A 22,569-nucleotide genomic window follows, 5' to 3' on the forward strand; every position below is an offset into this window, starting at 1 on the left:
CCTGCCGTCCGCCGGCGATCGGGCCAGTGCGATGATGAGCCCGCCATGACTGTCCCCCTCCGGCTCACGAGGGCCGCGGTGTTCGCCGCGGTCTGCGTCGTGCTGGCCGCCGTCGGGCACGCGCTCGCGTCCTGCGCGACGATCCCGGTGTGGACCCTGGGGGCGGGGTTCCTGGTGATGTGCGCGCTGGTCGCCCCGCTGTGCGGGCGGGAGCGTTCGCTGCCGGGGATCGTGGCGTTCCTCGCGGCCGGGCAGACCGCGCTGCACGTGGTGTTCGGGCTCGGGCAGCACACGGATTCCATGGCGTCCATGCCGGGCATGACAGCCGCCCCCTCCGACGCCCACCTCGTCGCACAGGCCGCGCGCCTGCTGTGCGGGACGACGGTCGCCGCGATCAGCCCGGAGCACGCGTACCGGATCCTCACCGAGGCGCGGGTGTACAACGCCGCCGCGCACCCCGCAGCCACCAGCGAACCCGCGCTGATGCCGTCCCTGCCGATGCTGCTCGGCCATGTCCTCGCGGCCGTCGCCGCCGGCTGGCTCCTGCGGCGCGGGGACAGCGCGCTGCTGCGGCTGATCGACCTGTCCGTGCGCGGGGTCGCCGAGGGGGCGCTCGTACGCTCCCTGCGCGGGGCGCTCGCGCTGGTGCGCGCGCTGGTCGCGGGGCTGCCCGGCGTACCCGGCGGCCTGCACACGCCCCGCGCGGATCAGCTCACGCCGCCCCGGCTGCGGCATGCGGAGCTTCAGCACACGGTCGTACGGCGCGGGCCGCCGGCCGGCGGTCTCACCCTCGCCGCCTGACACGACGTACCGCCTCCCGAGAGAGGGGTCGGCGTCGTGCGCCCTCACCCGACCTCACTCACCGTGGAGTGCCATGAACACCCGCCGTCTCCTCGCCGCGTCCGCCCTCGCCGGGACCGCCGTCCTCGCGCTGTCCGGGCCCGCCTTCGCGCACGTCACCGTCGTCCCGGAGGGCACCGCCGCCAAGGGCGGTTACGCGGTCGTCGACTTCCGGGTCCCGAACGAGCGCGACAACGCCTCGACCGTGAAGCTGGAGGTCACCTTCCCGGCCGACCACCCGCTCGCGTCCGTGATGCCGCAGCCGGTCGAGGGCTGGTCCGTCGTCGTCACCAAGGGCAAGCTCGCCAAGCCGCTGAGCCTGCACGGCAAGCAGATCACCGAGGCCGTCACGAAGGTCACCTGGACCGCCTCCGGCAAGGGCATCGAGCCCGGCTTCATCCAGCAGTTCCCGGTGTCGGTGGGCGCGCTGCCCGAGGACGCCGACTCGCTCACCTTCAAGGCGCTCCAGACGTACTCCAACAAGGAGGTCGTGCGCTGGATCGAGGTCCAGGCGGACGGCGCCGAGGAGCCCGAGCACCCGGCCCCGACGCTGGCCCTGGCCGCCGCGTCCGGCGACGGGCACCACGACAGCGGCACCACCGAGACCGCCGCGAAGACGGCGCCGGCCGCCTCCGCGTCGTCCGCCGACACCGACAGCACCGACACGACCGCCCGGGTCCTCGGCGTCGTCGGCATCGTCGTCGGGATCGCCGGGGTCGCGTACGGCGTGCTCGCGGGACGTCGTCGTACCGGCTCGTCCGAAGCCTGATCCTCGCGGGCGCGCGCCCGGCCGGACCGGCGCGCGCCCCCTCCTTCCGAACATCTGGGACATTTCTCCATGCGCAAGAAGACGTACGCCACGGCCGCCCTGCTCGCCGCCGCCGTGCTCACCCTCTCCGCCTGCGGGAGCGGCGACGACAGCGCCTCCTCCGTCGCCTCGGTCGTCGACGAGGGCGGCAACACCACCGAGCAGGCCGCGATCGTGCTGGACCAGCCCTTCACCAAGCCGAACCTGGTGCTGACCGACGCGGCGGGCAAGAAGTACGACCTGCGGGCCGCGACCAAGGGGAAGCCGACGCTGCTGTACTTCGGGTACACGCACTGCCCCGACGTCTGCCCGCTGACCATGAACAACATCGCCGTCGCCAAGTCGAAGCTGCCGAAGGCGCAGCAGGACGAGCTGCGGGTGGTGTTCGTGACGACCGACCCCGAGCGGGACACCCCGGCCGCGCTCGCCTCCTGGCTCAAGGGCATCGACCCGCAGGTCGTCGGCCTGACCGGTGACTTCAAGACGATCCAGGCCGCCGCCCGCACGGTCGGCATCACCATCGAGCCGCCGCACAAGGACAAGAACGGCAAGATGGTCTCCACCCACGGCACCCAGGTCGTCGCGTTCTCGCCGAAGACCGACGGCGGGTACGTCCTCTACACGGAGTCGGCGACCGTCGACGACTACATCAAGGACCTGCCGAAGCTCGTGCAGGGAGCGAAGCCGTGAGGCTCTGCGCTCTAGGCGTCGGCGCGGTGCTGCTGCTCGCCGGGTGCGGGTCGTCGGACGGCGGCGCTCCGGCCCTGTCCGTCGGCGCCGCCTACATCCCGCAGCCCGTCTCCGACATGGCCGCCGGGTTCCTGACCATCAGCAACAAGGGCGGTACGAAGGACCAGCTGACGTCCGTGACCAGCGCGGACGGGCCCGTCACCGTGCACGCGACCAGCGGCGGGACGATGACCGAGGTCCGTTCCCTCGATGTCCCCGCGCACGGTCAACTCGTGTTCAAGAGCGGCGGTAACCATCTGATGTTCGAGAAGCTGGAGCGCAAGCCGAGGCAGGGCGAGAAAGTCACCGTGACCCTGCACTTCGCCGAGTCGAAGGCCATGAAGGTCGAGATTCCGGTGGAGTCGGCGACGTACGTCCCGAAGACCGGGAACTGAGGGAGGGAAACACATGCCGTCGGCCACCGCCTCGCGCGTGCGCACCTGGGTGCTGCTGTTCCTGGCCGTCACCGGAGCGCTTCTCGCCGGTGCCGCGCCCGCGTCCGCGCATGCCGCGCTCACCGGCAGCGATCCCACGCAGGGGTCGGTGGTCAAGGAGGCGCCCACGCAGGTCACGCTCACGTTCTCCGAGAAGATCGCCACCAACAGGGACTCCGTGCGCGTCCTGGACCCCAAGGGGAACCGGGTCGACGCGGGGGCCGCGAACAACACGGGCGGTACGACGTACGCCGTGCCGCTGCGCAGCGGGCTGCCCGACGGGACGTACACGGTCACGTACCAGATCGTCTCCGAGGACAGCCATCCCGTCGCCGGGGCGTACACGTTCTCCATCGGGGCGGCCTCCGAGACCAGCGTCTCGACGAACGTCCAGGACGCCGGGGGCGGGGTCGTGGGGGCGCTCTACGACGCCGGGCGGTACTTCTCGTACGCCGGGTTCATCGTCCTCGTCGGCGGGGCCGCGTTCGTGCTGGCCTGCTGGTCGCGGGGGAGTTCCGTACGGGCCGTGCAGCGGCTCGTCGTCGGGGGGTGGCTGACGCTCACCGCGTCGACGCTGTTCCTGCTGCTCGTGCGCGGGTCGTACACCGGGTCCGGGAAGGTCGGGGACATCTTCGACCTCTCGCTGCTGGGGGATGTCCTTCAGACGAAGGCGGGGGCGGCGCTCGTCTCCCGGCTGCTGCTGCTCGCCGCCGCCGCGCTGTTCATCGCCGTGCTGTTCGGGGCGTATGACAAGCGGGAGGACGAGGAGAAGCGGGACCTGACGTTCGGGCTCGCGGTGGGGGGTACGGTCGTCGCCGCCGGGCTGGCCGCCAGTTGGGCGCTCGCCGAGCACGCGTCGACCGGGTTGCAGGCCGGGATCGCCATGCCCGTCGACATCGTGCATCTGCTCGCCGTGGCGCTCTGGCTGGGCGGGCTCGTGACGATGCTGGTCGCGTTGTATCGGGCGCCCGCGGATCAGCCTGTCGAGGCTTCCGCCGTGCGGCGGTTCTCGCAGATCGCGTTCGGGAGTGTGCTGGCGCTGGTCGCCACCGGGATCTACCAGTCCTGGCGGCAGCTCGGGTCGTGGTCGGCGTTCACGGAGACGTCGTACGGGCAACTGCTGCTGGTGAAGATCGGGCTGGTGGTGGTGCTGGTGGGGATCGCGTCGGTGTCGCGGCGGTGGACCGGACGGCTGGTGGGGGCCGGGGCTGGGGCCGATTCCGAGGAGGCGGGCGATTCCGAGGAGGCCACGGCCGAGGCGCCGGCTTCCGGGAAGGTCAAGGAGTCCGTCGCCGCGCGCAAGAGTGCCGACGGCGCTGCGGGTGACCGTAAGCGTGCCGCTCAGCTCGCCCGGCAGCAGGCCGCCGTCGACAGTGCCCGGCAGAAGAAGCTGCGGGACGGGGACGCGAACCGGTTCGGGCTGCGGCGTTCCGTCCTCGCCGAGGCCGGCGTCGCCGTCGTGCTGCTCGCCGTGACCACCATCCTGACGTCGACCGAGCCCGGACGTACCGAGCTGGAGGCCAAGGCCGCGAAGTCCGTGTCGTCCAACGCCGCCTCGGACGGGACCGGGGGCGCGCTGACCCTCGACATGAGCTTCGACACCGGCGGAGCCAAGGGCAAGGGCGTCGTCAGCGTCGACATGGACCCGGCCGGGACCGGCGCCAACGAGCTGCACGTCTACCTCACCGACGCGAACGGCCAGCCCTTCGACGTCCCCGAGCTGAAGGTCGCCTTCACGCTCGAATCCCAGAAGATCGGGCCCCTGCCCGTCACCCCCGACCACATCACCACCGGTCACTGGGCGGCGAACGGAGTGCAGATCCCGGTGGCCGGCGAGTGGAAGATCGCCGTCACCGTCCGGACCTCCGACATCGACCAGACGACCGTCTCCAAGAACGCGCAGATCGGCTGAGAGCAGTGACCCTTTCGGAGCCCCGTACGACCCAGGAAACGCCCACGCAGGAGGGGCTGTCCCGCCGGACGCTGCTCGGTACGGCCGGTGCGGCCGGGCTGGTGCTCGGCGCGGCGGGCGGTGCGGGTGTGGCGTACGCCGCCGCGCCCGATGAGGCGACGCCGCTGACGTCCGTGGGGGCGGACGCGGTCGCGTTTCACGTGAAACATCAGCCCGGGATCCTTCAGGGGCTCCAGGCGCGCGGGCATGTCGTCGCGTTCGACCTGGCCGCGGGGGCGGGGCGGGCGCAGGCCGTCGCGCTGATGCGGCGGTGGTCGGGGACCGCTGAGCGGTTGATGGCGGGGCAGGCGGCGGGGCAGGGGGACACCGGGATCGCTCTTGATGCCGGGCCCTCCTCGCTGACCATCACCTTCGGGTTCGGGCACAGCTTCTTCGCGAAGACCGGGCTGGAGAAGCAGCGGCCCGTGGGGCTCGATCCGCTGCCGAGTTTCTCCTCCGACCGGCTCGACAAGGCCCGCAGCGACGGGGATCTGTGGGTGCAGATCGGCGCCAACGACGCGCTCGTCGCCTTTCACGCCCTGCGCGCGATCCAGAAGGACGCGGGGAGCGCCGCGAAGGTCCGCTGGCAGATGAACGGGTTCAACCGGTCGCCGGGGGCCACCTCCCACCCCATGACCGCGCGGAATCTCATGGGGCAGATGGACGGGACGCGTAATCCGAAGCCGTCCGAACCGGACTTCGATCAGCGGATCTTCGTACCGGAGTCCGGCTCGTCGTCGGAGAACCCCGCCTGGATGGCGAACGGGTCCTACGCCGTCGTCCGCCGGATCCGGATGCTCCTCGACGACTGGGAGAAGCTGACCGTCGCCGCGCAGGAGCAGGTCGTCGGGCGGCGGAAGGCGGACGGGGCGGCGCTGTCCGGGGGGTCGGAGACGACCCCGATGGACCTGGAGAAGATGGATGCGAAGGGGGATCTGGTGGTCCCCATCAACGCGCACGCGCGGATCTCACGGCCGGATCAGAACGGGGGCGCGGCGATGCTGCGGCGGCCGTTCTCGTTCCACGACGGGATCGACGCGGACGGTGCCCCTGACGCCGGGTTGCTCTTCATCTGCTGGCAGGCGGATCCGCTGCGGGGGTTCGTGACGGTGCAGCGGAAGCTGGATCGCGGTGACGCCCTGTCGAAGTACATCCGGCACGAGTCGAGCGGGCTGTACGCGGTGCCGGGTGGGGCGGCGGAGGGCGGGTACGTGGGACAGGCGCTGCTGGAGGGGTGAGCTTCTCGGGGATCGGCCGGAGGTCACGCTGATTCACTCGACCGTGAGACCCGTGGGCCGGGTTCCGCTAGGGCCATTAGGGTGAGGCCATGCCTGCCAGCTATGCGTATCTCGGTCCCGAGGGCACCTTCACGGAGGTCGCTCTGCGGACGCTGCCCGAAACGGCCACCCGGCAACTGGTTCCGTACGTGTCCGTGCAGTCCGCGCTGGACGCGGTGCGGGTCGGCGAGGCCGAGGCCGCGTTCGTGCCGATCGAGAACTCCGTCGAGGGCGGGATCACCACCACGCTCGACGAGCTGGTCGCGGGTGCCCCGCTGATGATCTACCGCGAGGTGCTGCTGTCGATCACCTTCGCGCTGCTGGTGCGGCCCGGCACGAAGCTCTCCGAGATCAAGACGGTCTCCGCGCACCCGGCGGCCCAGCCGCAGGTCCGCAACTGGATGAGGAAGCACCTCCCGGACGCCCTCTGGGAGTCCGCCGCCTCGAACGCGGACGCCGCCCGCCTGGTCCAGGAGGGCCGGTACGACGCCGCCTTCGCCGGCGAGTTCGCCGCCGCGCGGTACGGCCTGGAGGCCCTGGAGACCGGCATCCACGACGCGGAGAACGCGCAGACCCGGTTCGTGCTGGTCGGGCGTCCGGCCCGGCCCGCCGCGCCGACCGGCGCCGACAAGACGTCCGTCGTGCTGTGGCAGTCCGACGACCACCCCGGCGGGCTGCGCGATCTGCTGGGCGAGTTCGCGACGCGGGGCATCAACCTCATGCTGCTCCAGTCCCGGCCGACCGGGGCGGGCATCGGCAACTACTGCTTCTGCGTCGACGCCGAGGGGCACATCAACGACCGGCGGGTCGCGGAGGCGCTGATGGGGCTGAAGCGGATCTGCCGCGAGGTGCGGTTCCTGGGGTCGTATCCGCGCGCGGACGTCGTCGACGCGGGGGATGTGGCGGTGCCGTTCCCGGGGACGTCGGACGCGGAGTTCATGGCGGCGTCGGAGTGGGTGGCCCGGTGTCAGGACGGGCGCTTCCAGTAGTGGCGCTTCCGGTAGTACAGGCGTACCGCTAGTTATCCACAGGAGTTATCCACAGGTGGGCTTCTCGACCTGGGGATAAGTCGACTGCGCGGGGGTGGTCAGTCGACAAATCGCCTCCCCGACCCTCGGGTTGTCCACCGACGGGTCGGTCACCCTTCGTCCACTTGTTTCCTGCGCGCAATCCTTTGGAGCGACGCGTTTCCACTCGAAAGTGGATACGGGGCGCGTTTGGGACAGAATTTCCCGGCACGGCGCAACGCGACGGAAAGATCGTTTCCGATGTCCACAGATCTTTCGCACACCCTGTGGATAACTTTTCCCCGGCTGTGGATCACTGTGGACAACCGATCCCCAAGTCCCTTTTTCCACAAGGCAGTCGGGTCAACTCCGGGCCTCGATGATGCCCCGTCTCAGGGAATGGGACGGATTCCCTTGACACGCTCGGCAATTCCCTCATAACGGGTCGTAAGCGTCTATTCGGCGCACCGGAATAGTGGGTCGTGGGCCCTCGGTCCACACCGGTAGCCTTGGGCCTGTGATTGACCTTCGCCTGCTCCGTGAGGACCCCGACCGTGTGCGCGCGTCGCAGCGCGCCCGTGGAGAGGACGTCGCGCTCGTCGACTCCCTCCTGTCCGCCGACGAGCGGCGCAGGTCGTCCGGCGTCCGCTTCGACGAACTCCGTGCCGAGCAGAAGCAGCTCGGCAAGCTGATCCCCAAGGCCGCCGAGGACGAGAAGGCGGAGCTGCTGAAGAAGGCCGAGCAGCTCAAGGCCGACGTCAAGGCCGCCGACGCCGAGCGCGACGCGGCGGACACCGAGACGCACGAACTCCTGCTCCGGCTCGGCAACCTCGTCCACCCCGACGTACCCGTGGGTGGCGAGGAGGACTTCGTCACGCTGGAGACGCACGGCGAGATCCGGGACTTCTCCGCCGAGGGGTTCGAGCCCAAGGACCACCTGGAGCTGGGGCAGCTCCTCGGCGCGATCGACGTCGAGCGGGGGGCCAAGGTCTCCGGCTCGCGCTTCTACTTCCTGACCGGCGTCGGCGCGCTGCTTGAGCTGGCGCTCGTCAACGCGGCGATCTCGCAGGCCACGGCCGCCGGGTTCACGCCGATGCTGACGCCGGCGCTGGTGCGTCCGCAGTCGATGGCCGGGACCGGGTTCCTCGGGCAGGCCGCGCAGGACGTCTACCACCTCGACAAGGACGACCTGTACCTCGTCGGCACGTCCGAGGTCGCGCTCGCGGCGTACCACATGGACGAGATCCTCGACGCGGAACGCCTGCCGCTGCGGTACGCCGGGTTCTCGCCCTGCTTCCGGCGCGAGGCCGGGTCGCACGGCAAGGACACGAAGGGGATCTTCCGGGTCCACCAGTTCGACAAGGTCGAGATGTTCTCCTACGTCGCGCCCGAGGACTCCGAGGCGGAGCACCGGCGGCTGCTGGAGTGGGAGAAGCAGTGGCTTACGTCGCTTGAGCTGCCGTTCCGGGTCATCGACGTCGCGACCGGTGACCTCGGGTCGTCGGCCGCGCGGAAGTTCGACTGCGAGGCGTGGATCCCGACGCAGGGCAAGTACCGCGAGCTGACGTCGACGTCCGACTGCACCGAGTTCCAGTCGCGGCGGCTGTCCATCCGGTACCGGGAGGGCAAGACGGTGCGGCCGCTGGCCACGCTGAACGGGACGCTGTGTGCCGTGCCGCGCACGATCGTCGCGATTCTGGAGAACCACCAGCAGGCGGACGGGTCGGTGCGGGTGCCGGAGGTGCTGCGGCCGTTCCTGGGCGGGCGCGAGGTGCTGGAGCCCACGGGTTCCTGAGCCGGGGTGAGTTCGAGGGGGCGTCCCTTTTCCGGGGCGTCCCCTGTTCTGTGCGCGGGGGTGTCCGATGGGGGTCGATCCGAGTGAGGGTGCTGTGAACGAGGCTGGTCCTGAGAGTGCCGACGGTGACGATGCGGGCGTATTTCCGTACAAGCTGATCGCGACCGACCTCGACGGGACGCTGCTGCGGTCCGACGAGTCCGTGTCCCCCCGCACGCGCGCCGCCCTCGCCACGGCGACCTCCGCCGGGGCGACCCACATCGTCGTCACCGGCCGTGCCGTTCCCTGGACCCGGCACATCCTCGACGCCCTCGGCTACACCGGGCTCGCCGTCTGCGGGCAGGGCGCGCAGGTGTACGACGCCGGCGCGCATCGTCTGCTGACGTCCGTGACCCTCGACCGGCAGCTCGCCGGGGTCGCGCTCGCCAAGATCGAGGCCGAGGTGGGGCCGCTGTACCTCGCGGCCAGCCGGGACGGGCTCGACGGGGAGGTGCTGGTCGGGCCGGGGTACGCGAGCCTCGGGAACCTGCCGGCGACGCCGCTCACGGATGTGGCCGAGCTGTGGGCCGCGCCGCTGAACAAGATCTACATCCAGCATCCGACACTGAGCGACGACGAGCTGGCGGAGGCGGCGCGGGTGGTCGCCGGGGGCTTCGTCACGGTCGCCATGGCCGGCGAGGGCATCGTCGAGCTGCTGCCGCTGGGCCTCTCCAAGGCCACGGGCCTCTCCCTCGCGGCGCGACGCCTCGGCCTCAAGTCCGCCCACACGATCGCCTTCGGCGACATGCCGAACGACCTGCCGATGTTCGCGTGGGCCTCGCGGGGAGTGGCCATGGCCAACGCGCACGAGGAACTGAAGGCGGTGGCGGACGAGGTGACCGCGTCCAACGAGGAGGACGGGATCGCGGTGGTGGTGGAGCGGTTGATGGGGTGAGGTGGGTTCTGCGCGGTTGCCGGGTGCGGGTCCACTGTGGCTGGTCGCGCCCGACAACGGTCCGACTTCCAGCGGAGGATGCACGGATCGAACGTGCGCGGGCTGTTAGACCCGACCACGGCTTAGCAAGCCGGTGCCTTACCCCTCGGCCAATCCTCCGGGTGGGCGGCCCACGCGAGAGCGATCTCGCGTGCTCGAAGTGGCCGCCCCGGGCAGTTCCTCACGGGCGGGCTCGGACGGAGTGAGCGACTACTCCGGAGCCCGCGGAGGACTGCCCTGACGGAAGCGGAACGTACTGCCGTGCATGGACATCGTCCCGCTCCTCTCCCAGCAGACGACACCGGCTGAAAACCGGCGATGCGGACACAACTACTGTGCCCACCCGACCAGTTGTTCGCCACTGATTAAAACGCCGGCCCCTATTTCCGCCGCCACCTCTTGCGCCGGGCCTTGCTGAAGAACCACCCGGCGGGCGGCTCGTCGGACCGCCAGGGCTGTGGCTCGGGCGCCTCGCGGCTCCACTTCGCGGACAGCATCCGCGCCCGCGCGGACGGCTCGTTCGCCTCCGCGCCCCGCACGAAGTCCTCGTCCAGGACAAGGTCGTCCCAGACCTCGTCCCTCGATCGTTCCTCCGCCATCCTTCCCTCCTGTCCCCGTCCCCTTTACGCCAGTGTGCCCGGACGGAGGTGAAACCTCCGTCAAGGCCGACCGGCACCTCACAGGCCCCTCTTATCCCTCCCTCACTCCTCCCCGGCGAGCGTGAGGGTGCGCAGCTTCTGGCCCGCGTACCAGGTCGCGAGGCCGGTGACCGCGACGAGGAAGATCACCGCGGTGGTGAGCCCGACGTCGGAGGTGACGAGGTCGCCGCCGGTGACCTCGTGCGCGACGGCGAGGGACCACTGCTGGACGCTGAGCGTGCGCGCACCCGGCACCAGGGACCCGAACAGCGCCTCCCAGACGAGCGCGTAGACGAGCCCGAAGACCACGGCATGCCGCGAGACCGTACCGAGGAGGAGGAACACCGCCGCGTAGGCGATGGACGAGACGAGCGCGGCGACGGTGTACGCGACGGCGATCTGCTGCCCGTTGCCGTTGAGGATGAACCCGGCGATGAGGGTGGGCAGCGCGGAGAACACCATGGTCACGGCGATGGCGACGATCAGCTTCGTGGAGATGATCGTCGGCCGCTTGATCGGCTTGGACAGCAGGTACACCACGGACCCGTCGTCGATCTCGGGCCCGATCGCGCCGGTCCCGGCGATGACACCGATGATCGGCACCATCGTCGCGAGCGCGAGCCCGCCGAGCAGGTCGACGGCGGTCTGGTCGTCGGCCCCGGCGAGGGCCCGGACGAGTACTGCGATCACGATCAGCAGCATCGGCAGCGCGCCGAGGATAAGGGCCCGGCGTCGGCCGAGCAGGGCCCGGTAGGTGAGCCGGGCGACAGTGGGGTCGTACATCAGGGCCTCCTACGCCGCGACCAGGTACGAGAACACGGACTCGAGGGACTCGTCGGACGGCGAGACGGCGAGGAGCCGGATGCCGTGGTCCCGGGCCACCCGCGGCAGCAGGGCGGTGAAGCGGCCGAAGTCGACGGCCTGGATCAGCAGCGCGTCCTCGGCCTTGTCGACCTCGATGCCGGAGGTCGACGGGTCGGCGATGAGTGCGGCGGCGAGCGCGCGGTCGTCGCTGGAGCGGACGAGGTAGCGGTGCGGCCGGTCGGTCATGAGGCGGCGGATGCGGCGGAAGTCGCCGCTCGCGGCGTGCCGTCCGGCGACGATGACCTCGATGTGGCGGGCGAGCTGTTCGACCTCTTCGAGGATGTGCGAGGAGAACAGGACCGTGCGGCCCTCGTCGCCCATGCGGCGCAACAGGTCCATGAGCTGCATGCGCTGGCGGGGGTCCATGCCGTTGAAGGGCTCGTCGAGCAGGAGCAGCGAGGGGTCGTGGACGAGGGCGCTGGCCATCTTCACGCGCTGGCGCATGCCCTTGGAGTAGGTCTGGATCCGGCGGTCCTGCGCGTACTCCATCTCGACGGTGGCCAGGGCCTTCTGGGCGGCCTTGGCGCCGAGGCCGTGGAGTTCGGCGTTGGCGACGACGAACTCGCGGCCGGTGAGGAAGTCGTACATCGCCTCGCGCTCGGGGACGATGCCGATGTGCTTGTAGATGTCCTCGTTGCGCCAGACGGGGGCGCCGTCGAGGGTGACCGTGCCGGTGGAGGGGGCGAGGAAGCCGCCCATCATGTTGATGAGGGTGGACTTGCCGGCGCCGTTGGGGCCGAGGAGGCCGGTGACTCCGGGGCCGATGGTCATGGTGATGTCGTTGACGGCGACCACGTTGCCGAACCAGCGGGAGACGTGGTCGAGGGAGAGCGTGGTCACAGGCCCACCTTCCGGTAGCGGCGGATCAGCAGGCCGTAGCAGGCGGCGATGAGTCCGAGGGTGACGAGGACGTAGACCGCGCCTTCGCCGTTCGACGGGCCCACCCCGCCGGGGAAGGCCGACTTCGCGCCGAGGAACGCGGTCTGGATCCCGTCGATCAGCGTGATCGGCGAGAACAGGCCGATCCAGGGGATGGAATCGCCGCTGGACTGCTCGTGGGCGATGGCCTGGAGGGTGGAGACAGCGCCGTAGGAGATGGTCAGGACAGCGATCACGGCGGCGATGCCGAAGCCGCGCCGGGGGGTGACGGCGGCGATGACCAGGCCGAGTCCGGCGAAGAGCAGCGAGAGCAGGGCCACGGAGACGAGTCCTTGTCCGAATCCCTCGGTCTGGTCGGCGAAGTCGAGCTTGGCGAGCAGCGCGCCCACGTACAGGACGATCAGCGGGGCCGCGGTCAGCGCGAACAGAGCGGAGGCCAGCGCGGCGAACTTCGCGAGGACGTAGTCGGTGGTCTCGATGGGCCGCGAGAAGTACAGCGGGACCGTCTTGAAGCGCAGGTCGCGGGAGACCGACTGGGGCGCCTGGGAGGCGACGTACAGGCTGATGACGGCCTGCATGACGATCGCGTAGCGCGTGTAGTCCAGGGGGAGTTCCTTGGCCTTCGTGGCGACCGCCACGGCGACCATGATGGCCGCCGGGACGAGCATCACGACGAACAGGAGCATCGGCAGGACCTTGGACTTGGCCGAGCGGCCGAGGCCGTAGGAGCCGCGCAGGGACTGGGCGTACAGCGAGCGGCGGGCGTAGGCGCGGCCGAGGCGGGGGCCGTCGTAGCCGCGGTAGCCGATGTCGTGGATGCGGGAGGTCTCGCCCGCGGTGTGGTCAACCGCCATGGCGGACGGCCTCCTTGCTCTGGTCGCCGCTCTGGTCGCCGCTGGGGCCGCCGGGCCGGCCTGCTTCCTCGTCGGCGGTGGTGAAGACCTCGGAGATGTGGTGTCTGCGCTGTTCCATGCGGACCAGGCCGAGGCCGAGGTCGGCGACGACGTCGCGGACGAGGTCGTACGTCTCCTCGCTCTGCGCGGTCAGCAGGAGGAGGTGGCCGGCGCCGGGGAGGCCCGCGCCTCCGTCCTGGACGTCCGCCCCGCGGGCGAGGAGGGCCTCGCGCAGGGCGCGGGTGCCGTCCGGGTGGTCGTCGGTGTCGGTGACCTCGACGGCGAGGGTGGTGGTGGTCTGGGTGAAGTCGGTGGTGGAGCTGGAGCGCAGGAGCTTGCCGCCGTCGATGACGACGACGTGGTCGCAGGTGCGCTCCAGTTCGCCCAGGAGGTGGGAGGTGACCAGGACCGAGATGCCGAAGTCGGTGTGGATCCGGCGGATCAGGCCGAGCATCTCGTCACGGCCGACCGGGTCGAGGCCGTTGGTCGGCTCGTCGAGGAAGACCAGGCGGGGGTCGTGGACGAGGGCCTGGGCGAGCTTGACGCGCTGCTTCATGCCCGTCGAGTAGCCGCCGATGGGGCGGTAGCGCTCCTCGTACAGCCCGACATGCCGCAGGGTGTCCGCCGTGCGCTCGCGGGCCGCGGTGGGCGGGAGGCCGGACATGCGCGCCATGTGGACGACGAACTCGGTCGCCGAGACGTCCGGCGGGAGGCAGTCGTGCTCCGGCATGTAGCCCACGCGCTCGCGGATGGCGGCGCCCTTGGTCGCGACGTCGAGCCCGAGCACTTCGGCTCGGCCCTCGCTCGCGGGGGACAGACCCAGGAGGATCTTGATCAGGGTGGACTTGCCGGCGCCGTTGGCACCGACGAGCCCGGTCACACCGGGTCCGATGTCCACGGACAGCCGGTCGAGAGCGGTCACCCTCGGGAACCGCTTGCTCAGGCTTTCGGTCGCGATCACAGTCACACTTCGAAGGTAGTGACCGGGCCCACACTCGGTCGTCACTCCGTAGAGCCGTCTTCACCCCGTACCTGAGATGTAGGGGACGCCTAAGGGATCCCCTACCTGAGAGGTACGGGCAGGACGGGGAACCCGTGCCAGCCGGGACCTCCCACCCTATTGACGGTTTCTCTAACAAGTGCCAGATTCGGCGGGGTCAAGTTACGGACGCGTATCGCAACCGCACGGCGAGGTGGCATGACCACGGCAGTGACCCCCGATTCCCGCGCCGACCTGCGGGGATTCCGCCAGGTGCAGCGCCTCGCCTACGCGTGCGCGCAGGACGTCGCGTCCCGGCTGACACCGGGCGTCACCGAACGCGAGGCCGCGCGGATGCAGCGCCAGTGGATGCGCGAGCGCGGCGTACGGGACTGGTTCCACCTGCCCTTCGCCTGGTTCGGCGACCGCACCGCGTTCACCGGTTTCCGCGTCCCCCTCCAGTTCTTCCCCACCAACCGCCGCCTGGAGCCCGGGATGCCGTTCATCCTGGACCTCGCGCCCGTGTACGAGGGCTACACCGCCGACATCGGCTACTCGGGCTCGCTCGGCGAGAACCCCGTACAGGAACGTCTGATGGCCGACCTGGAGGCGCACCGCGAGCTGATCCTGAGGGAGGTCCGCGAGCGCAGGTCGCTGCGCGAGATCTACCAGGACGTGGACCGCCTCATGGCTCTCCAGGGCTACGCCAACCGGCATCGCGCGTACCCCTTCGGTGTGATCGCCCACAAGGTGGACCGGGTGGCGCAACGGCGTTTCTCCCCGCATTTGTTCGGGTTCGGCGTCCAGTCCCTCAAGGGGCTCGCCTCGGACGCCCTGCACGGGCACCGCGACGGCTGGTCCCCGCTGTGGTCGCCGTACCGTTTCTCCGACCATCCCCCGCAGCCCGGGCTGTGGGCGGTCGAACCACATCTCGGATTCCGGGGCACCGGGGCCAAGTTCGAGGAGATCCTCGTCGTGACGGACTCCAAGGACGAGGCGGAGAGCGCCTTTTGGCTGGACGACGACCTGCCGCACGTGCGGCGCTGGGCGGAGGGGAAGTGACCATGCTCGACGGGGCGCGCGAACGCCGGATCACCACCGGCGGGATCGAGCTGTGCGTGGCGGAACTCGGCGAGCTGGGGAACCCCGTCGTCGTCCTCGTGCACGGCTACCCGGACACCAAGGAGGTCTGGGCGCCGGTCGCCGCCCGCCTCGCCGAGCGGTTCCACGTGGTGCTGTACGACGTGCGCGGGCACGGGAGTTCGAGCGCGCCGAAGCCGCTGCGGGGCGGGTTCACGCTGGAGAAGCTGACGGACGACTTCCTCGCGGTGATCGACGCGGTCAGCCCGGGGCGCCCGGTGCACCTCGTCGGCCACGACTGGGGGTCCGTGCAGTCCTGGGAGTTCGTGACCGTCGCGCGCACGGAGGGCCGTATCGCGTCCTTCACGTCGATGTCGGGGCCCTCCCTCGACCACTTCGGCCACTGGATCAACCGCCGTCTGCGCCGGCCCACTCCGCGCCAGGCCGCCCAACTCCTCGGCCAGGGCGCCAAGTCGTGGTACGTGTACCTGCTGCACACCCCGGTCCTGCCCGAACTCGCCTGGCGCGGACCGGTCGGCAAGCACTGGCCGGCCCTGCTGCGCCGCGCGGAACGCCTCGACGACCCCGCGTACCCGACCGCGTCCCTGCCCTCGGACGCGGCCAACGGCGCCTGGCTGTACCGCGACAACGTCCGCGCCCGGCTGACCCGGCCGCGCGCGGACGCCTACGCGCACGCGCCCGTGCAGCTCATCACGCCGCTCGGGGACGCGTTCCTGTCTCCTCGCCTGTACGACGACCTGGAGACGTGGGCGCCGCGCCTGACCCGGCGCACGCTGCCCGCAAAGCACTGGATCCCGCGCACCCGGCCCGACCAAGTCGCCGCCTGGGTCACCGAGTTCGTGACCTCCGTCGAGGCCGGGCGGACGCGTTCGGCCACTCCGCCCGGCCCGCACGCGGAGCGGTTCGCGGGGCAGCTCGTGCTCGTCACCGGCGCGGGCAGCGGCATCGGGCGGGCGACCGCGTTCGCCTTCGCGGAGGCGGGCGCGCGCGTGATAGCCGTCGACCGCGACGCCGAAAGCGCCACGCGTACGGCCGAGTTGGCGCGGCTCGTGGGCGCACAGGAGGCGTGGGCGGAGGCCGTGGACGTCTCCGACGAGAAGGCGATGGAGGAACTCGCCGACCGGGTCGGCCAGTTGTACGGCGTCGTCGACGTGCTGGTCAACAACGCCGGCATCGGGATCTCCGGCTCGTTCTTCGACACGACCACCGAGGACTGGCGGCGCGTCCTGGACGTCAACCTGTGGGGCGTGATCCATGGTTGCCGCCTCTTCGGACGGGCCATGGTCGAGCGCGGGCAGGGCGGCCACATCGTGAACATCGCGTCGGCCGCCGCGTACCAGCCCTCGCGCGTGCTGTCCGCGTACGGCACGTCCAAGGCCGCCGTCCTCATGCTGAGCGAGTCCCTGCGTGCGGAGTTGGCGGGCCAGGGGATCGGGGTGAGCGCGATATGCCCCGGGCTGGTCAACACGGGCATCGCGTCGGCCTCGACGTTCGTGGGCGTCGACGCGCAGGAGCAGGAGCGGCGGCGGGAGAGCTCGTCGCGGCTGTACGGGCGGCGCAACTACCCGCCGGAGAAGGTCGCCGAGGCGGTCGTACGCGCGGTGGTCCGCAACGACGCCGTCGTGCCGGTGACGCCGGAGGCGAAGGGGTCGCGGCTGCTGTCGCGGCTGTCTCCGAGGGTGTTGAGGGCGTTGGCGCGCTATCAGCCCCGGGTGTAGGGGAGTTGGGTAACTAGCGCATGCATGGCTCTAGTTACCCAAATGCCGCATTTCACCCGCTAGTTATCCACAGAATCCCCAATTCCCCTGTGGATAACTACGGTTGGTTGTGGATCAAACCTGGGGACGAAAATCGGGTGCGTGATCCACATCTCTCTCCGCACACTGAGGAGATGACCACCGGCCATCGCACCGTGAAGGTGTCCAAATACCTCTCGAAACACCTGCGCCACCAACCCGACCGCATCGGCCTCCGCCTCGATCCGGCCGGCTGGACCGAGATCGACGCCCTCCTCGCGGCGACCGCCGCGCACGGCTTCCCCATCACCCGCGAGGAGCTGGACCACGTCGTCGCCACGAACGACAAGAAGCGCTTCGCGGTCGAGGGCACGCGGATACGGGCCAGCCAGGGCCACAGTGTCTCCGTGGACCTCGCCCTCCCGGCGACCGCGCCGCCTGCGCACCTCTTCCACGGGACCCACCCTCGCGCCCTCTCCTCGATCCGGGCCGAGGGGCTGCGCCCCATGAACCGCCACGACGTCCACCTCTCCCCGGACCGCGAGACAGCGACTCGCGTGGGGGCGCGACGGGGGCGGCCGGTCGTCCTCACGGTCGATTCCGGGGCCATGCACCGGGACGGGCACGTTTTCCAGGTCAGCGCGAACGGGGTGTGGCTGACGAAGGCGGTGCCGGTGGAGTACATCCGGTTCGGCGAAACGCGTTGAGCGGGATTGCGGCTCCGTGACGGCGGGTGGTCGCCGTTTCACGTGAAACACGACGTTTCACGTGAAACACAGCTCTCCGCATACGCTCGGTGTATGAGCCTGCACCTGAGCACTGTGATCCTCCCGTACCGCCGCTGGCACGAAGGCAGCCGGGAGGCATGGCAGCGAGCGGAACAGCTCGGGTTCCACGCCGCCTACACCTACGACCACCTGTCCTGGCGGTCCTTCCGCGACGGGCCGTGGTTCGGCGCCGTCCCCACGCTGACCGCCGCAGCGGGCGTCACCGAGCACCTACGCCTCGGCACCCTCGTCACCTCCCCGAACTTCCGCCACCCCGTGACGCTCGCCAAGGAGCTGATCTCGCTGGACGACGTCTCCGGCGGGCGGATCACCCTCGGGATCGGTGCGGGCGGTACCGGCTTCGACGCGACCGCGCTCGGGCAGGAGCCGTGGACGCCGCGTGAGCGTGCCGACCGGTTCGCCGAGTTCGTGACGCTGCTGGACCGGCTGCTCACGGAGGACTCCGTGTCGTACGAGGGCGACCACTACTCGGCGCACGAGGCCCGCAACATCCCGGGGTGTGTGCAGCGGCCCCGCCTCCCCTTCGCCGTCGCCGCGACCGGGCCCCGTGGGCTGAAGCTCGCCGCGCGGTACGGGCAGGCGTGGGTGACCACGGGCGACCCCAAGCTGTACGAGAACGGCACGCCGGAGCAGTCCCTGCGCGCCCTGCGCGACCAGATGGACCGTCTCGCGGACGCCTGCGCGTCCCTGGGCCGCGATGTCGGCTCCCTCGACAAGATCCTCCTCACCGGCTTCACCCCGGACCGCGCACAGCCCCTCGACTCCCTCGACGCCTTCGTCGACTTCGCCGGACGCCACCAGGAGGTGGGCTTCACCGAGCTGGTCGTCCACTGGCCGATCCCGGACTCGGACTTCGCGGCGGACGAGAAGATCTTCGAGCGGATCGCGATGGAGGCGCCGGCGCAGCTGGGGTGAGGACGGGGGCGGGGCCTCGGGCAGGGTGAGGTCGTGGTCGGGGGCGGGGTGAGGCTGCGGCTTCGAACAGGGTGAGGCCGTGGGCCAAGGTGAGGCCGCGCAACCTCGGGCAGGGTGAGGCCGGTCGGGCACGGGGCGAGTCCGTGGCCCGGCGCTCCACGGCCTCTCACCCCTCCACCTCGGGCTCCTCAGCCGCTCCAACACCCCTCCCCCGGCCCTCCACACCGCTCACCCCTCCACCCGGCGATCCTCAGCCGCTCCAGCCCTCTCCGCCCGACCTCCACAGCCGCTCACCCCCTCCACCCCGCGATCCGCAACCGCTCCACCCCCTCCACCCCACGTCACGTACATCTCATCCGCGCCCACACCCCCGCCCCCGCGCGCACCCATGCGGGAGAATGCCCCCGTGACCTCAGCGACCCGGCAGCCCGAGACCCCCGCAGCCATACGACCTCCCCGTCTGATCGCCACCGACCTCGACGGGACGTTGTTGCGGGACGACGGGCAGGTGTCGCCGAGGACGGTGGCCGCGCTGGCGGCGGCCGAGGACGCGGGCATCGAGGTGTTCTTCGTGACCGGCAGGCCCGCGAGGTGGATGGACGCGGTCAGTGATCACGTGCACGGACACGGGCTGGCGATCTGCGGAAACGGCGCGGCGGTGGTCGACCTGCACGGCGGCCCCGGAGCCCACCGCTTCGTGAAGGTCAGGGAGCTGGCCCGGGAGAACGCCCTCGACGCCGTACGCCTGTTGCGGGAGGCCGCGCCGGGGACGATGTACGCGGTGGAGCAGACGTACGGGTTCCACCAGGAGCCGGAGTACCCCAAGATGCACATGGAGATCCCGGACTCCCTGGCCCCCGCCGAGGAGCTGCTCGCGCCGGACGGCCCCGGCGCGCGGGAGCCGGTGCTGAAGATCCTCGCCTACCACCGCACGCTGGACCCGGACGCGTTCCTCACGCTGGCCCGCGAGGCGATCGGGGCGCGTGCCTCGGTCACCCGGTCCAGCCCGAGCGCCCTCCTGGAGATCGCGGGCCCCGGCATCTCCAAGGCCAGCACCCTGGCCCTGTGCTGCGCGGAACGCGGTATCGCCCCCGAGGAGGTCGTCGCCTTCGGTGACATGCCGAACGACGTCGAGATGCTGACCTGGGCGGGTCGCTCGTACGCGATGGGCAACGCCCACCCGGACGTGGTCGCGGCGGCGTCGGGACAGACGGTCGCGAACAACGAGGACGGGGTCGCGGTGGTGATCGAGAAGCTGGTGGCGGAGCGGGTCTGACGGCTGCGGGTAAGGGGCGTTCGCCATGGTTGGTGCCCCTTACTCGGTCAGCACCCCCACTGAAGATCTACCCCGCTCACCCCAGCGGCACCCCCCGGTCCGCGAGCCACGGCACCGGGTTCACCGCCGAGCCCATCTCCGGGGTCACTCGCACCTCGAAGTGCAGGTGCGGCCCCGTGGAGTTGCCGGTGGTGCCGGTCTGGCCGATCCACTGGCCGGCGAAGACGCGTTCGCCGGGGTCGACGGCGACGGAGGCGAGGTGGGCGTACTGGGTGTGGTAGCCGCCGGGATGGCTGATGACGAGCTGGACGCCGAAGCCGTCGCCGCAGGCCACGCGGACGACCCGGCCGGCGCCGACCGCGCGGACGGGCGTACCGATCGGGACGGCGAAGTCCTGGCCGGTGTGGCGGTGGGCCCAGCGCGCGCCGCCGCTGCCGAAGGAGGCGGAGAGGCGGTAGGACTCGACGGGCGCGACCCAGCCGCCGGACGAGGGCGCCGGCTGCGGGAGCCGGGTCGCGCCGGGGCAGGCCCCCGCCGCGACGGACGCCGCCGCCCGCCCCTGGAGCCGCCACCGCGCCTCCTCCAGCTTGCGTTCGATGTCCCGCTTCAGCCCGGCGAGTTCGGTGGTACGCCGCTCCAGGACCTGCCACGCGGACGCCGCCCGCGCCGCGTCCCCCGCGAGCCGCTCCTCGACGGCCCTGCGCCTGCCGAGCGCGCTCCCGACGGCGAGATTCGCCTGCGCGAGCACGTGCTGACCGCGCATCAACCGGTCGGGATCACCGTCCAGCACGACCTGTACGGCCATGGGGAGCCCGCCCCCGTCGCGGTACTGGGCTCGCGCGATCCGCCCGAGGTCCTCGCGCAGCCTGCCGAGTTCGCGCAGCTCCTGGGCGCGCAGCTCCTCGTACCGCTGGGCTTTGGCGCGCTGGGTCTCGGCCTCGCGGCGGCCGGCGTCGTACTCCTGGGACGCGGCGGCGGCCTCCTCGTACAGCTGCGCGACCTGCGCGCCGAGGCCGTCGCCGAAGCCGTTCTCGCCGTCGGCGCCTGCGGGGGTGGGGCGGGCCGCGAGGACCGCCGCCGCGCACAGCAGGACCGGAACGAGCAGGGGGCGGCGGCGAGGTGAGCGCATGTCAGCGATCGTGTCCCAGGGGGCGGGGGGTGTGCCTGTTCACGTCATACGACCGGGGGACAGCGCGTCCGGATGGCCCAACCCCGGGTGACATCCCGTCACGCCTGGTTGACCCCGGCCGGATTCAGAACGGCGCCTCCCACACCACCGTCGTCCCGCCGCCGATTCCCGGCTCGCACCGGCTGCCGCCGCCGAGGGACTCCGCGCGCCGCACGAGGTTCAGCAGGCCGCTGCGCCGACCGCCGTCGGTGATGCCGACCCCGTCGTCGGCGACGGTCAGCCGTACCCCCGGACGCCCGTCGGGAAAGATCACCCCCGCGTCGACGACAACCTCGATACGGGAGGCACGCGCGTGCCGGAAGGCGTTGGAGAGGGCCTCGCGCAGGGCCGCGACGAGGTTCTTGCCGGTCGCCTCGCCGACGAGACCGTCGACGTCGCCGACGAACCGGCAGTCCGGCCGGAAGCCGAGCGGTACGGCGGCCATGGCGACCTCGCGCAGGACGCGGGTACGCAGGTGGGTCGGCGTCTCGCCGGGCCCCTGGCGCAGGGCGAAGATCGCGGTGCGGATCTCCTGGATGGTGACGTCGAGTTCGTCGACGGCCCGCCCGACGCCCTCGCGCACCTCGGGCGCGACGGCCTCGCGCTGTGCGCTCTCCAGCGTGAGCCCGGTCGCGAACAGCCGCTGGACGACGAGGTCGTGGAGGTCGCGGGCGATCCGGTCGCGCTCCTCGAACACCGCGAGCCGCTCCCGGTCGCGCTGCGCCTCGGCCGCGATCAGCGCCAGCGCGGCCTGTTCGGCGAACCGGCGGGCGAGTTCCCGCTCGGCCTCGGTGAACGTCCGCCGCCCGCGCGCCCTGGGCAGGCAGAGGGTGCCCAGGAAACGCCCGTCGCCGCGCAGCGGGAGCAGCAGGCACGGCCCGTACTCGGCGGCGCGCGAGGTGACCGATCGGGGGTCGGTGGCCGCGTCCTCGACGTACACCTCCTGCCCGTCCAGCAACGCCCTGACCAGCTCACTGTCCCCCGGGACGAGCTCGCCGAGCATCCCCGAGGGGCGGTCCGAGGCGACGGCCGCGATCTCCAGGCCGCCTCCTTCGGCGGGCAGCAGGACGACCCCGGCGGCGGCCTCGGCGAGGGTGCGGGCGTGTTCGGCGACCACCTGGAGCGCGTCGTCGGGGTCCTCGCCGGCCAGCAGCGCGGTGGTGACGGCGACGGAGCCGTCGATCCAGCGCTCCCGCTGCCGTGCCGCCTCGTACAGCCGCGCGTTGCCGATCGCGATCCCCGCCTCCCCGGCGAGGGCGCGCGCGAGGTCGAGGTCGGCGCCGTCGAAGGGCCGCCCGTCCCGGCGCCCGGCGAGACAGAGGTTGCCGTACAGCTCGCCGTGCACGCGGATGGGGACGGCGAGCGCCCAGCCGGAGCCGTCACCGCCCTCCTCGACGGCCGCGTCCTGGACGCCGAGGAGGGTCACAGCGGTCTCCGGGATGCGCTCCAGCTCTCCGCTCACGGACCGCAGGGCTTCGAGGAGACGGGGGTCGACGGTCATGGAGCAAGGGTAATTTG

The 22,569-nt window shown here is 71.3% G+C and carries 21 protein-coding genes and 1 tRNA gene; 14 read left to right on the forward strand and 8 right to left on the reverse strand.

Annotated elements, in window-relative coordinates; all coding sequences use genetic code 11:
• Positions 1 to 45 precede the first annotated feature (45 nt).
• The 9 genes from ACLZOT_RS18755 (at position 46) to ACLZOT_RS18795 (ending at position 9,775) form a co-directional block, all read left to right on the forward strand.
• Positions 46 to 801: a hypothetical protein gene (locus ACLZOT_RS18755; protein WP_416970104.1), complete on the forward strand. Its 756-nt coding sequence runs from the start codon at positions 46 to 48 to the stop codon at positions 799 to 801.
• A gap of 73 nt (positions 802 to 874) precedes the next feature.
• Positions 875 to 1,609 carry a YcnI family protein gene (locus ACLZOT_RS18760; protein WP_416970105.1) on the forward strand — a complete coding sequence of 245 codons (735 nt, stop codon included), beginning with the start codon at positions 875 to 877 and terminating at the stop codon, positions 1,607 to 1,609.
• Between the two features lie 69 nt (positions 1,610 to 1,678).
• Positions 1,679 to 2,338 (forward strand): SCO family protein, encoded by a 660-nt coding sequence (locus ACLZOT_RS18765; protein ID WP_416970106.1) that lies wholly within the window; start codon positions 1,679 to 1,681, stop codon positions 2,336 to 2,338.
• On the forward strand, positions 2,335 to 2,772 hold the full coding sequence (locus ACLZOT_RS18770) for a copper chaperone PCu(A)C (RefSeq protein ID WP_416970107.1): 438 nt from the start codon (positions 2,335 to 2,337) through the stop codon (positions 2,770 to 2,772). The genes ACLZOT_RS18765 and ACLZOT_RS18770 overlap by 4 nt, the downstream gene beginning before the upstream one ends.
• 13 nt (positions 2,773 to 2,785) lie before the next feature.
• Complete coding sequence (locus ACLZOT_RS18775; RefSeq protein WP_416970108.1) at positions 2,786 to 4,723, forward strand: copper resistance CopC/CopD family protein; 1,938 nt, start codon at positions 2,786 to 2,788, stop codon at positions 4,721 to 4,723.
• Complete coding sequence (efeB, locus tag ACLZOT_RS18780; RefSeq protein WP_416970397.1) at positions 4,720 to 6,000, forward strand: iron uptake transporter deferrochelatase/peroxidase subunit; 1,281 nt, start codon at positions 4,720 to 4,722, stop codon at positions 5,998 to 6,000. The genes ACLZOT_RS18775 and efeB overlap by 4 nt, the downstream gene beginning before the upstream one ends.
• Before the next feature lie 89 nt (positions 6,001 to 6,089).
• Positions 6,090 to 7,028, forward strand: coding sequence for a prephenate dehydratase (gene pheA / locus ACLZOT_RS18785; RefSeq protein ID WP_416970109.1), 939 nt, complete (start codon positions 6,090 to 6,092; stop codon positions 7,026 to 7,028).
• A 535-nt stretch (positions 7,029 to 7,563) separates the two neighbouring features.
• Positions 7,564 to 8,841, forward strand: a complete 1,278-nt coding sequence (gene serS / locus ACLZOT_RS18790) for a serine--tRNA ligase (RefSeq protein ID WP_416970110.1) — start codon at positions 7,564 to 7,566, stop codon at positions 8,839 to 8,841.
• A gap of 94 nt (positions 8,842 to 8,935) precedes the next feature.
• Positions 8,936 to 9,775 carry an HAD family hydrolase gene (locus ACLZOT_RS18795; RefSeq protein WP_416970111.1) on the forward strand — a complete coding sequence of 280 codons (840 nt, stop codon included), beginning with the start codon at positions 8,936 to 8,938 and terminating at the stop codon, positions 9,773 to 9,775.
• Positions 9,776 to 9,847: 72 nt separating this feature from the next.
• Here ACLZOT_RS18795 and ACLZOT_RS18800 read toward each other — a convergent pair.
• From ACLZOT_RS18800 to ACLZOT_RS18825, 6 genes are all read right to left on the reverse strand, one after another.
• A tRNA-Ser gene (locus ACLZOT_RS18800) sits at positions 9,848 to 9,934 on the reverse strand.
• A gap of 260 nt (positions 9,935 to 10,194) precedes the next feature.
• Complete coding sequence (locus tag ACLZOT_RS18805; RefSeq protein WP_416970112.1) at positions 10,195 to 10,413, reverse strand: hypothetical protein; 219 nt, start codon at positions 10,411 to 10,413, stop codon at positions 10,195 to 10,197.
• A 102-nt stretch (positions 10,414 to 10,515) separates the two neighbouring features.
• Positions 10,516 to 11,235 (reverse strand): ABC transporter permease, encoded by a 720-nt coding sequence (locus ACLZOT_RS18810; protein ID WP_416970113.1) that lies wholly within the window; start codon positions 11,233 to 11,235, stop codon positions 10,516 to 10,518.
• A 9-nt stretch (positions 11,236 to 11,244) separates the two neighbouring features.
• Positions 11,245 to 12,156 carry an ABC transporter ATP-binding protein gene (locus ACLZOT_RS18815; protein WP_416970114.1) on the reverse strand — a complete coding sequence of 304 codons (912 nt, stop codon included), beginning with the start codon at positions 12,154 to 12,156 and terminating at the stop codon, positions 11,245 to 11,247.
• Positions 12,153 to 13,049: an ABC transporter permease gene (locus ACLZOT_RS18820; RefSeq protein ID WP_416970115.1), complete on the reverse strand. Its 897-nt coding sequence runs from the start codon at positions 13,047 to 13,049 to the stop codon at positions 12,153 to 12,155. The genes ACLZOT_RS18815 and ACLZOT_RS18820 overlap by 4 nt, the downstream gene beginning before the upstream one ends.
• On the reverse strand, positions 13,039 to 14,049 hold the full coding sequence (locus ACLZOT_RS18825; RefSeq protein WP_416970398.1) for an ABC transporter ATP-binding protein: 1,011 nt from the start codon (positions 14,047 to 14,049) through the stop codon (positions 13,039 to 13,041). Before ACLZOT_RS18825 ends, ACLZOT_RS18820 begins: the two co-directional genes overlap by 11 nt.
• A 237-nt stretch (positions 14,050 to 14,286) precedes the next feature.
• On the opposite strand from ACLZOT_RS18825, the gene ACLZOT_RS18830 reads away from it, so the two are divergent.
• From ACLZOT_RS18830 to ACLZOT_RS18850, 5 genes are all read left to right on the forward strand, one after another.
• Positions 14,287 to 15,129 (forward strand): M24 family metallopeptidase, encoded by an 843-nt coding sequence (locus tag ACLZOT_RS18830; protein WP_416970116.1) that lies wholly within the window; start codon positions 14,287 to 14,289, stop codon positions 15,127 to 15,129.
• Positions 15,126 to 16,886, forward strand: a complete 1,761-nt coding sequence (locus ACLZOT_RS18835; protein ID WP_416970117.1) for an SDR family oxidoreductase — start codon at positions 15,126 to 15,128, stop codon at positions 16,884 to 16,886. Before ACLZOT_RS18830 ends, ACLZOT_RS18835 begins: the two co-directional genes overlap by 4 nt.
• A gap of 173 nt (positions 16,887 to 17,059) precedes the next feature.
• On the forward strand, positions 17,060 to 17,611 hold the full coding sequence (locus ACLZOT_RS18840) for an RNA 2'-phosphotransferase (RefSeq protein WP_416970118.1): 552 nt from the start codon (positions 17,060 to 17,062) through the stop codon (positions 17,609 to 17,611).
• Positions 17,612 to 17,704: 93 nt separating this feature from the next.
• The gene (locus ACLZOT_RS18845) at positions 17,705 to 18,607 is read left to right on the forward strand and encodes an LLM class flavin-dependent oxidoreductase (RefSeq protein ID WP_416970119.1); all 903 of its coding nucleotides are present in this window, start codon (positions 17,705 to 17,707) and stop codon (positions 18,605 to 18,607) included.
• A 406-nt stretch (positions 18,608 to 19,013) separates the two neighbouring features.
• Positions 19,014 to 19,883: a Cof-type HAD-IIB family hydrolase gene (locus ACLZOT_RS18850; RefSeq protein WP_416970120.1), complete on the forward strand. Its 870-nt coding sequence runs from the start codon at positions 19,014 to 19,016 to the stop codon at positions 19,881 to 19,883.
• A gap of 76 nt (positions 19,884 to 19,959) precedes the next feature.
• Here the strand turns inward: ACLZOT_RS18850 and ACLZOT_RS18855 are convergent, their stop codons facing one another.
• Both ACLZOT_RS18855 and ACLZOT_RS18860 read right to left on the reverse strand, forming a co-directional pair.
• Positions 19,960 to 21,012: a M23 family metallopeptidase gene (locus ACLZOT_RS18855; protein WP_416970121.1), complete on the reverse strand. Its 1,053-nt coding sequence runs from the start codon at positions 21,010 to 21,012 to the stop codon at positions 19,960 to 19,962.
• Between the two features lie 124 nt (positions 21,013 to 21,136).
• Complete coding sequence (locus ACLZOT_RS18860; protein ID WP_416970122.1) at positions 21,137 to 22,552, reverse strand: GAF domain-containing sensor histidine kinase; 1,416 nt, start codon at positions 22,550 to 22,552, stop codon at positions 21,137 to 21,139.
• Positions 22,553 to 22,569 lie beyond the last annotated feature (17 nt).

Source organism: Streptomyces sp. 4F14, from assembly GCF_048159485.1.
Taxonomy (GTDB): Bacteria; Actinomycetota; Actinomycetes; order Streptomycetales; family Streptomycetaceae; genus Streptomyces.

Excerpts from the sequence above, each read along its gene's own strand:
- ACLZOT_RS18765 (WP_416970106.1), top strand. The coding sequence starts at position 1,679 with ATGCGCAAGAAGACGTACGCCACGGCCGCCCTGCTCGCCGCCGCCGTG.
- ACLZOT_RS18755 (WP_416970104.1), top strand. The coding sequence starts at position 46 with ATGACTGTCCCCCTCCGGCTCACGAGGGCCGCGGTGTTCGCCGCGGTC.
- ACLZOT_RS18845 (WP_416970119.1), top strand. The coding sequence starts at position 17,705 with ATGAGCCTGCACCTGAGCACTGTGATCCTCCCGTACCGCCGCTGGCAC.
- ACLZOT_RS18805 (WP_416970112.1), bottom strand. The coding sequence starts at position 10,413 with ATGGCGGAGGAACGATCGAGGGACGAGGTCTGGGACGACCTTGTCCTG.
- ACLZOT_RS18830 (WP_416970116.1), top strand. The coding sequence starts at position 14,287 with ATGACCACGGCAGTGACCCCCGATTCCCGCGCCGACCTGCGGGGATTC.
- ACLZOT_RS18810 (WP_416970113.1), bottom strand. The coding sequence starts at position 11,235 with ATGTACGACCCCACTGTCGCCCGGCTCACCTACCGGGCCCTGCTCGGC.
- ACLZOT_RS18775 (WP_416970108.1), top strand. The coding sequence starts at position 2,786 with ATGCCGTCGGCCACCGCCTCGCGCGTGCGCACCTGGGTGCTGCTGTTC.
- pheA (WP_416970109.1), top strand. The coding sequence starts at position 6,090 with ATGCCTGCCAGCTATGCGTATCTCGGTCCCGAGGGCACCTTCACGGAG.
- ACLZOT_RS18855 (WP_416970121.1), bottom strand. The coding sequence starts at position 21,012 with ATGCGCTCACCTCGCCGCCGCCCCCTGCTCGTTCCGGTCCTGCTGTGC.
- ACLZOT_RS18820 (WP_416970115.1), bottom strand. The coding sequence starts at position 13,049 with ATGGCGGTTGACCACACCGCGGGCGAGACCTCCCGCATCCACGACATC.
- ACLZOT_RS18760 (WP_416970105.1), top strand. The coding sequence starts at position 875 with ATGAACACCCGCCGTCTCCTCGCCGCGTCCGCCCTCGCCGGGACCGCC.
- ACLZOT_RS18860 (WP_416970122.1), bottom strand. The coding sequence starts at position 22,552 with ATGACCGTCGACCCCCGTCTCCTCGAAGCCCTGCGGTCCGTGAGCGGA.
- ACLZOT_RS18840 (WP_416970118.1), top strand. The coding sequence starts at position 17,060 with ATGACCACCGGCCATCGCACCGTGAAGGTGTCCAAATACCTCTCGAAA.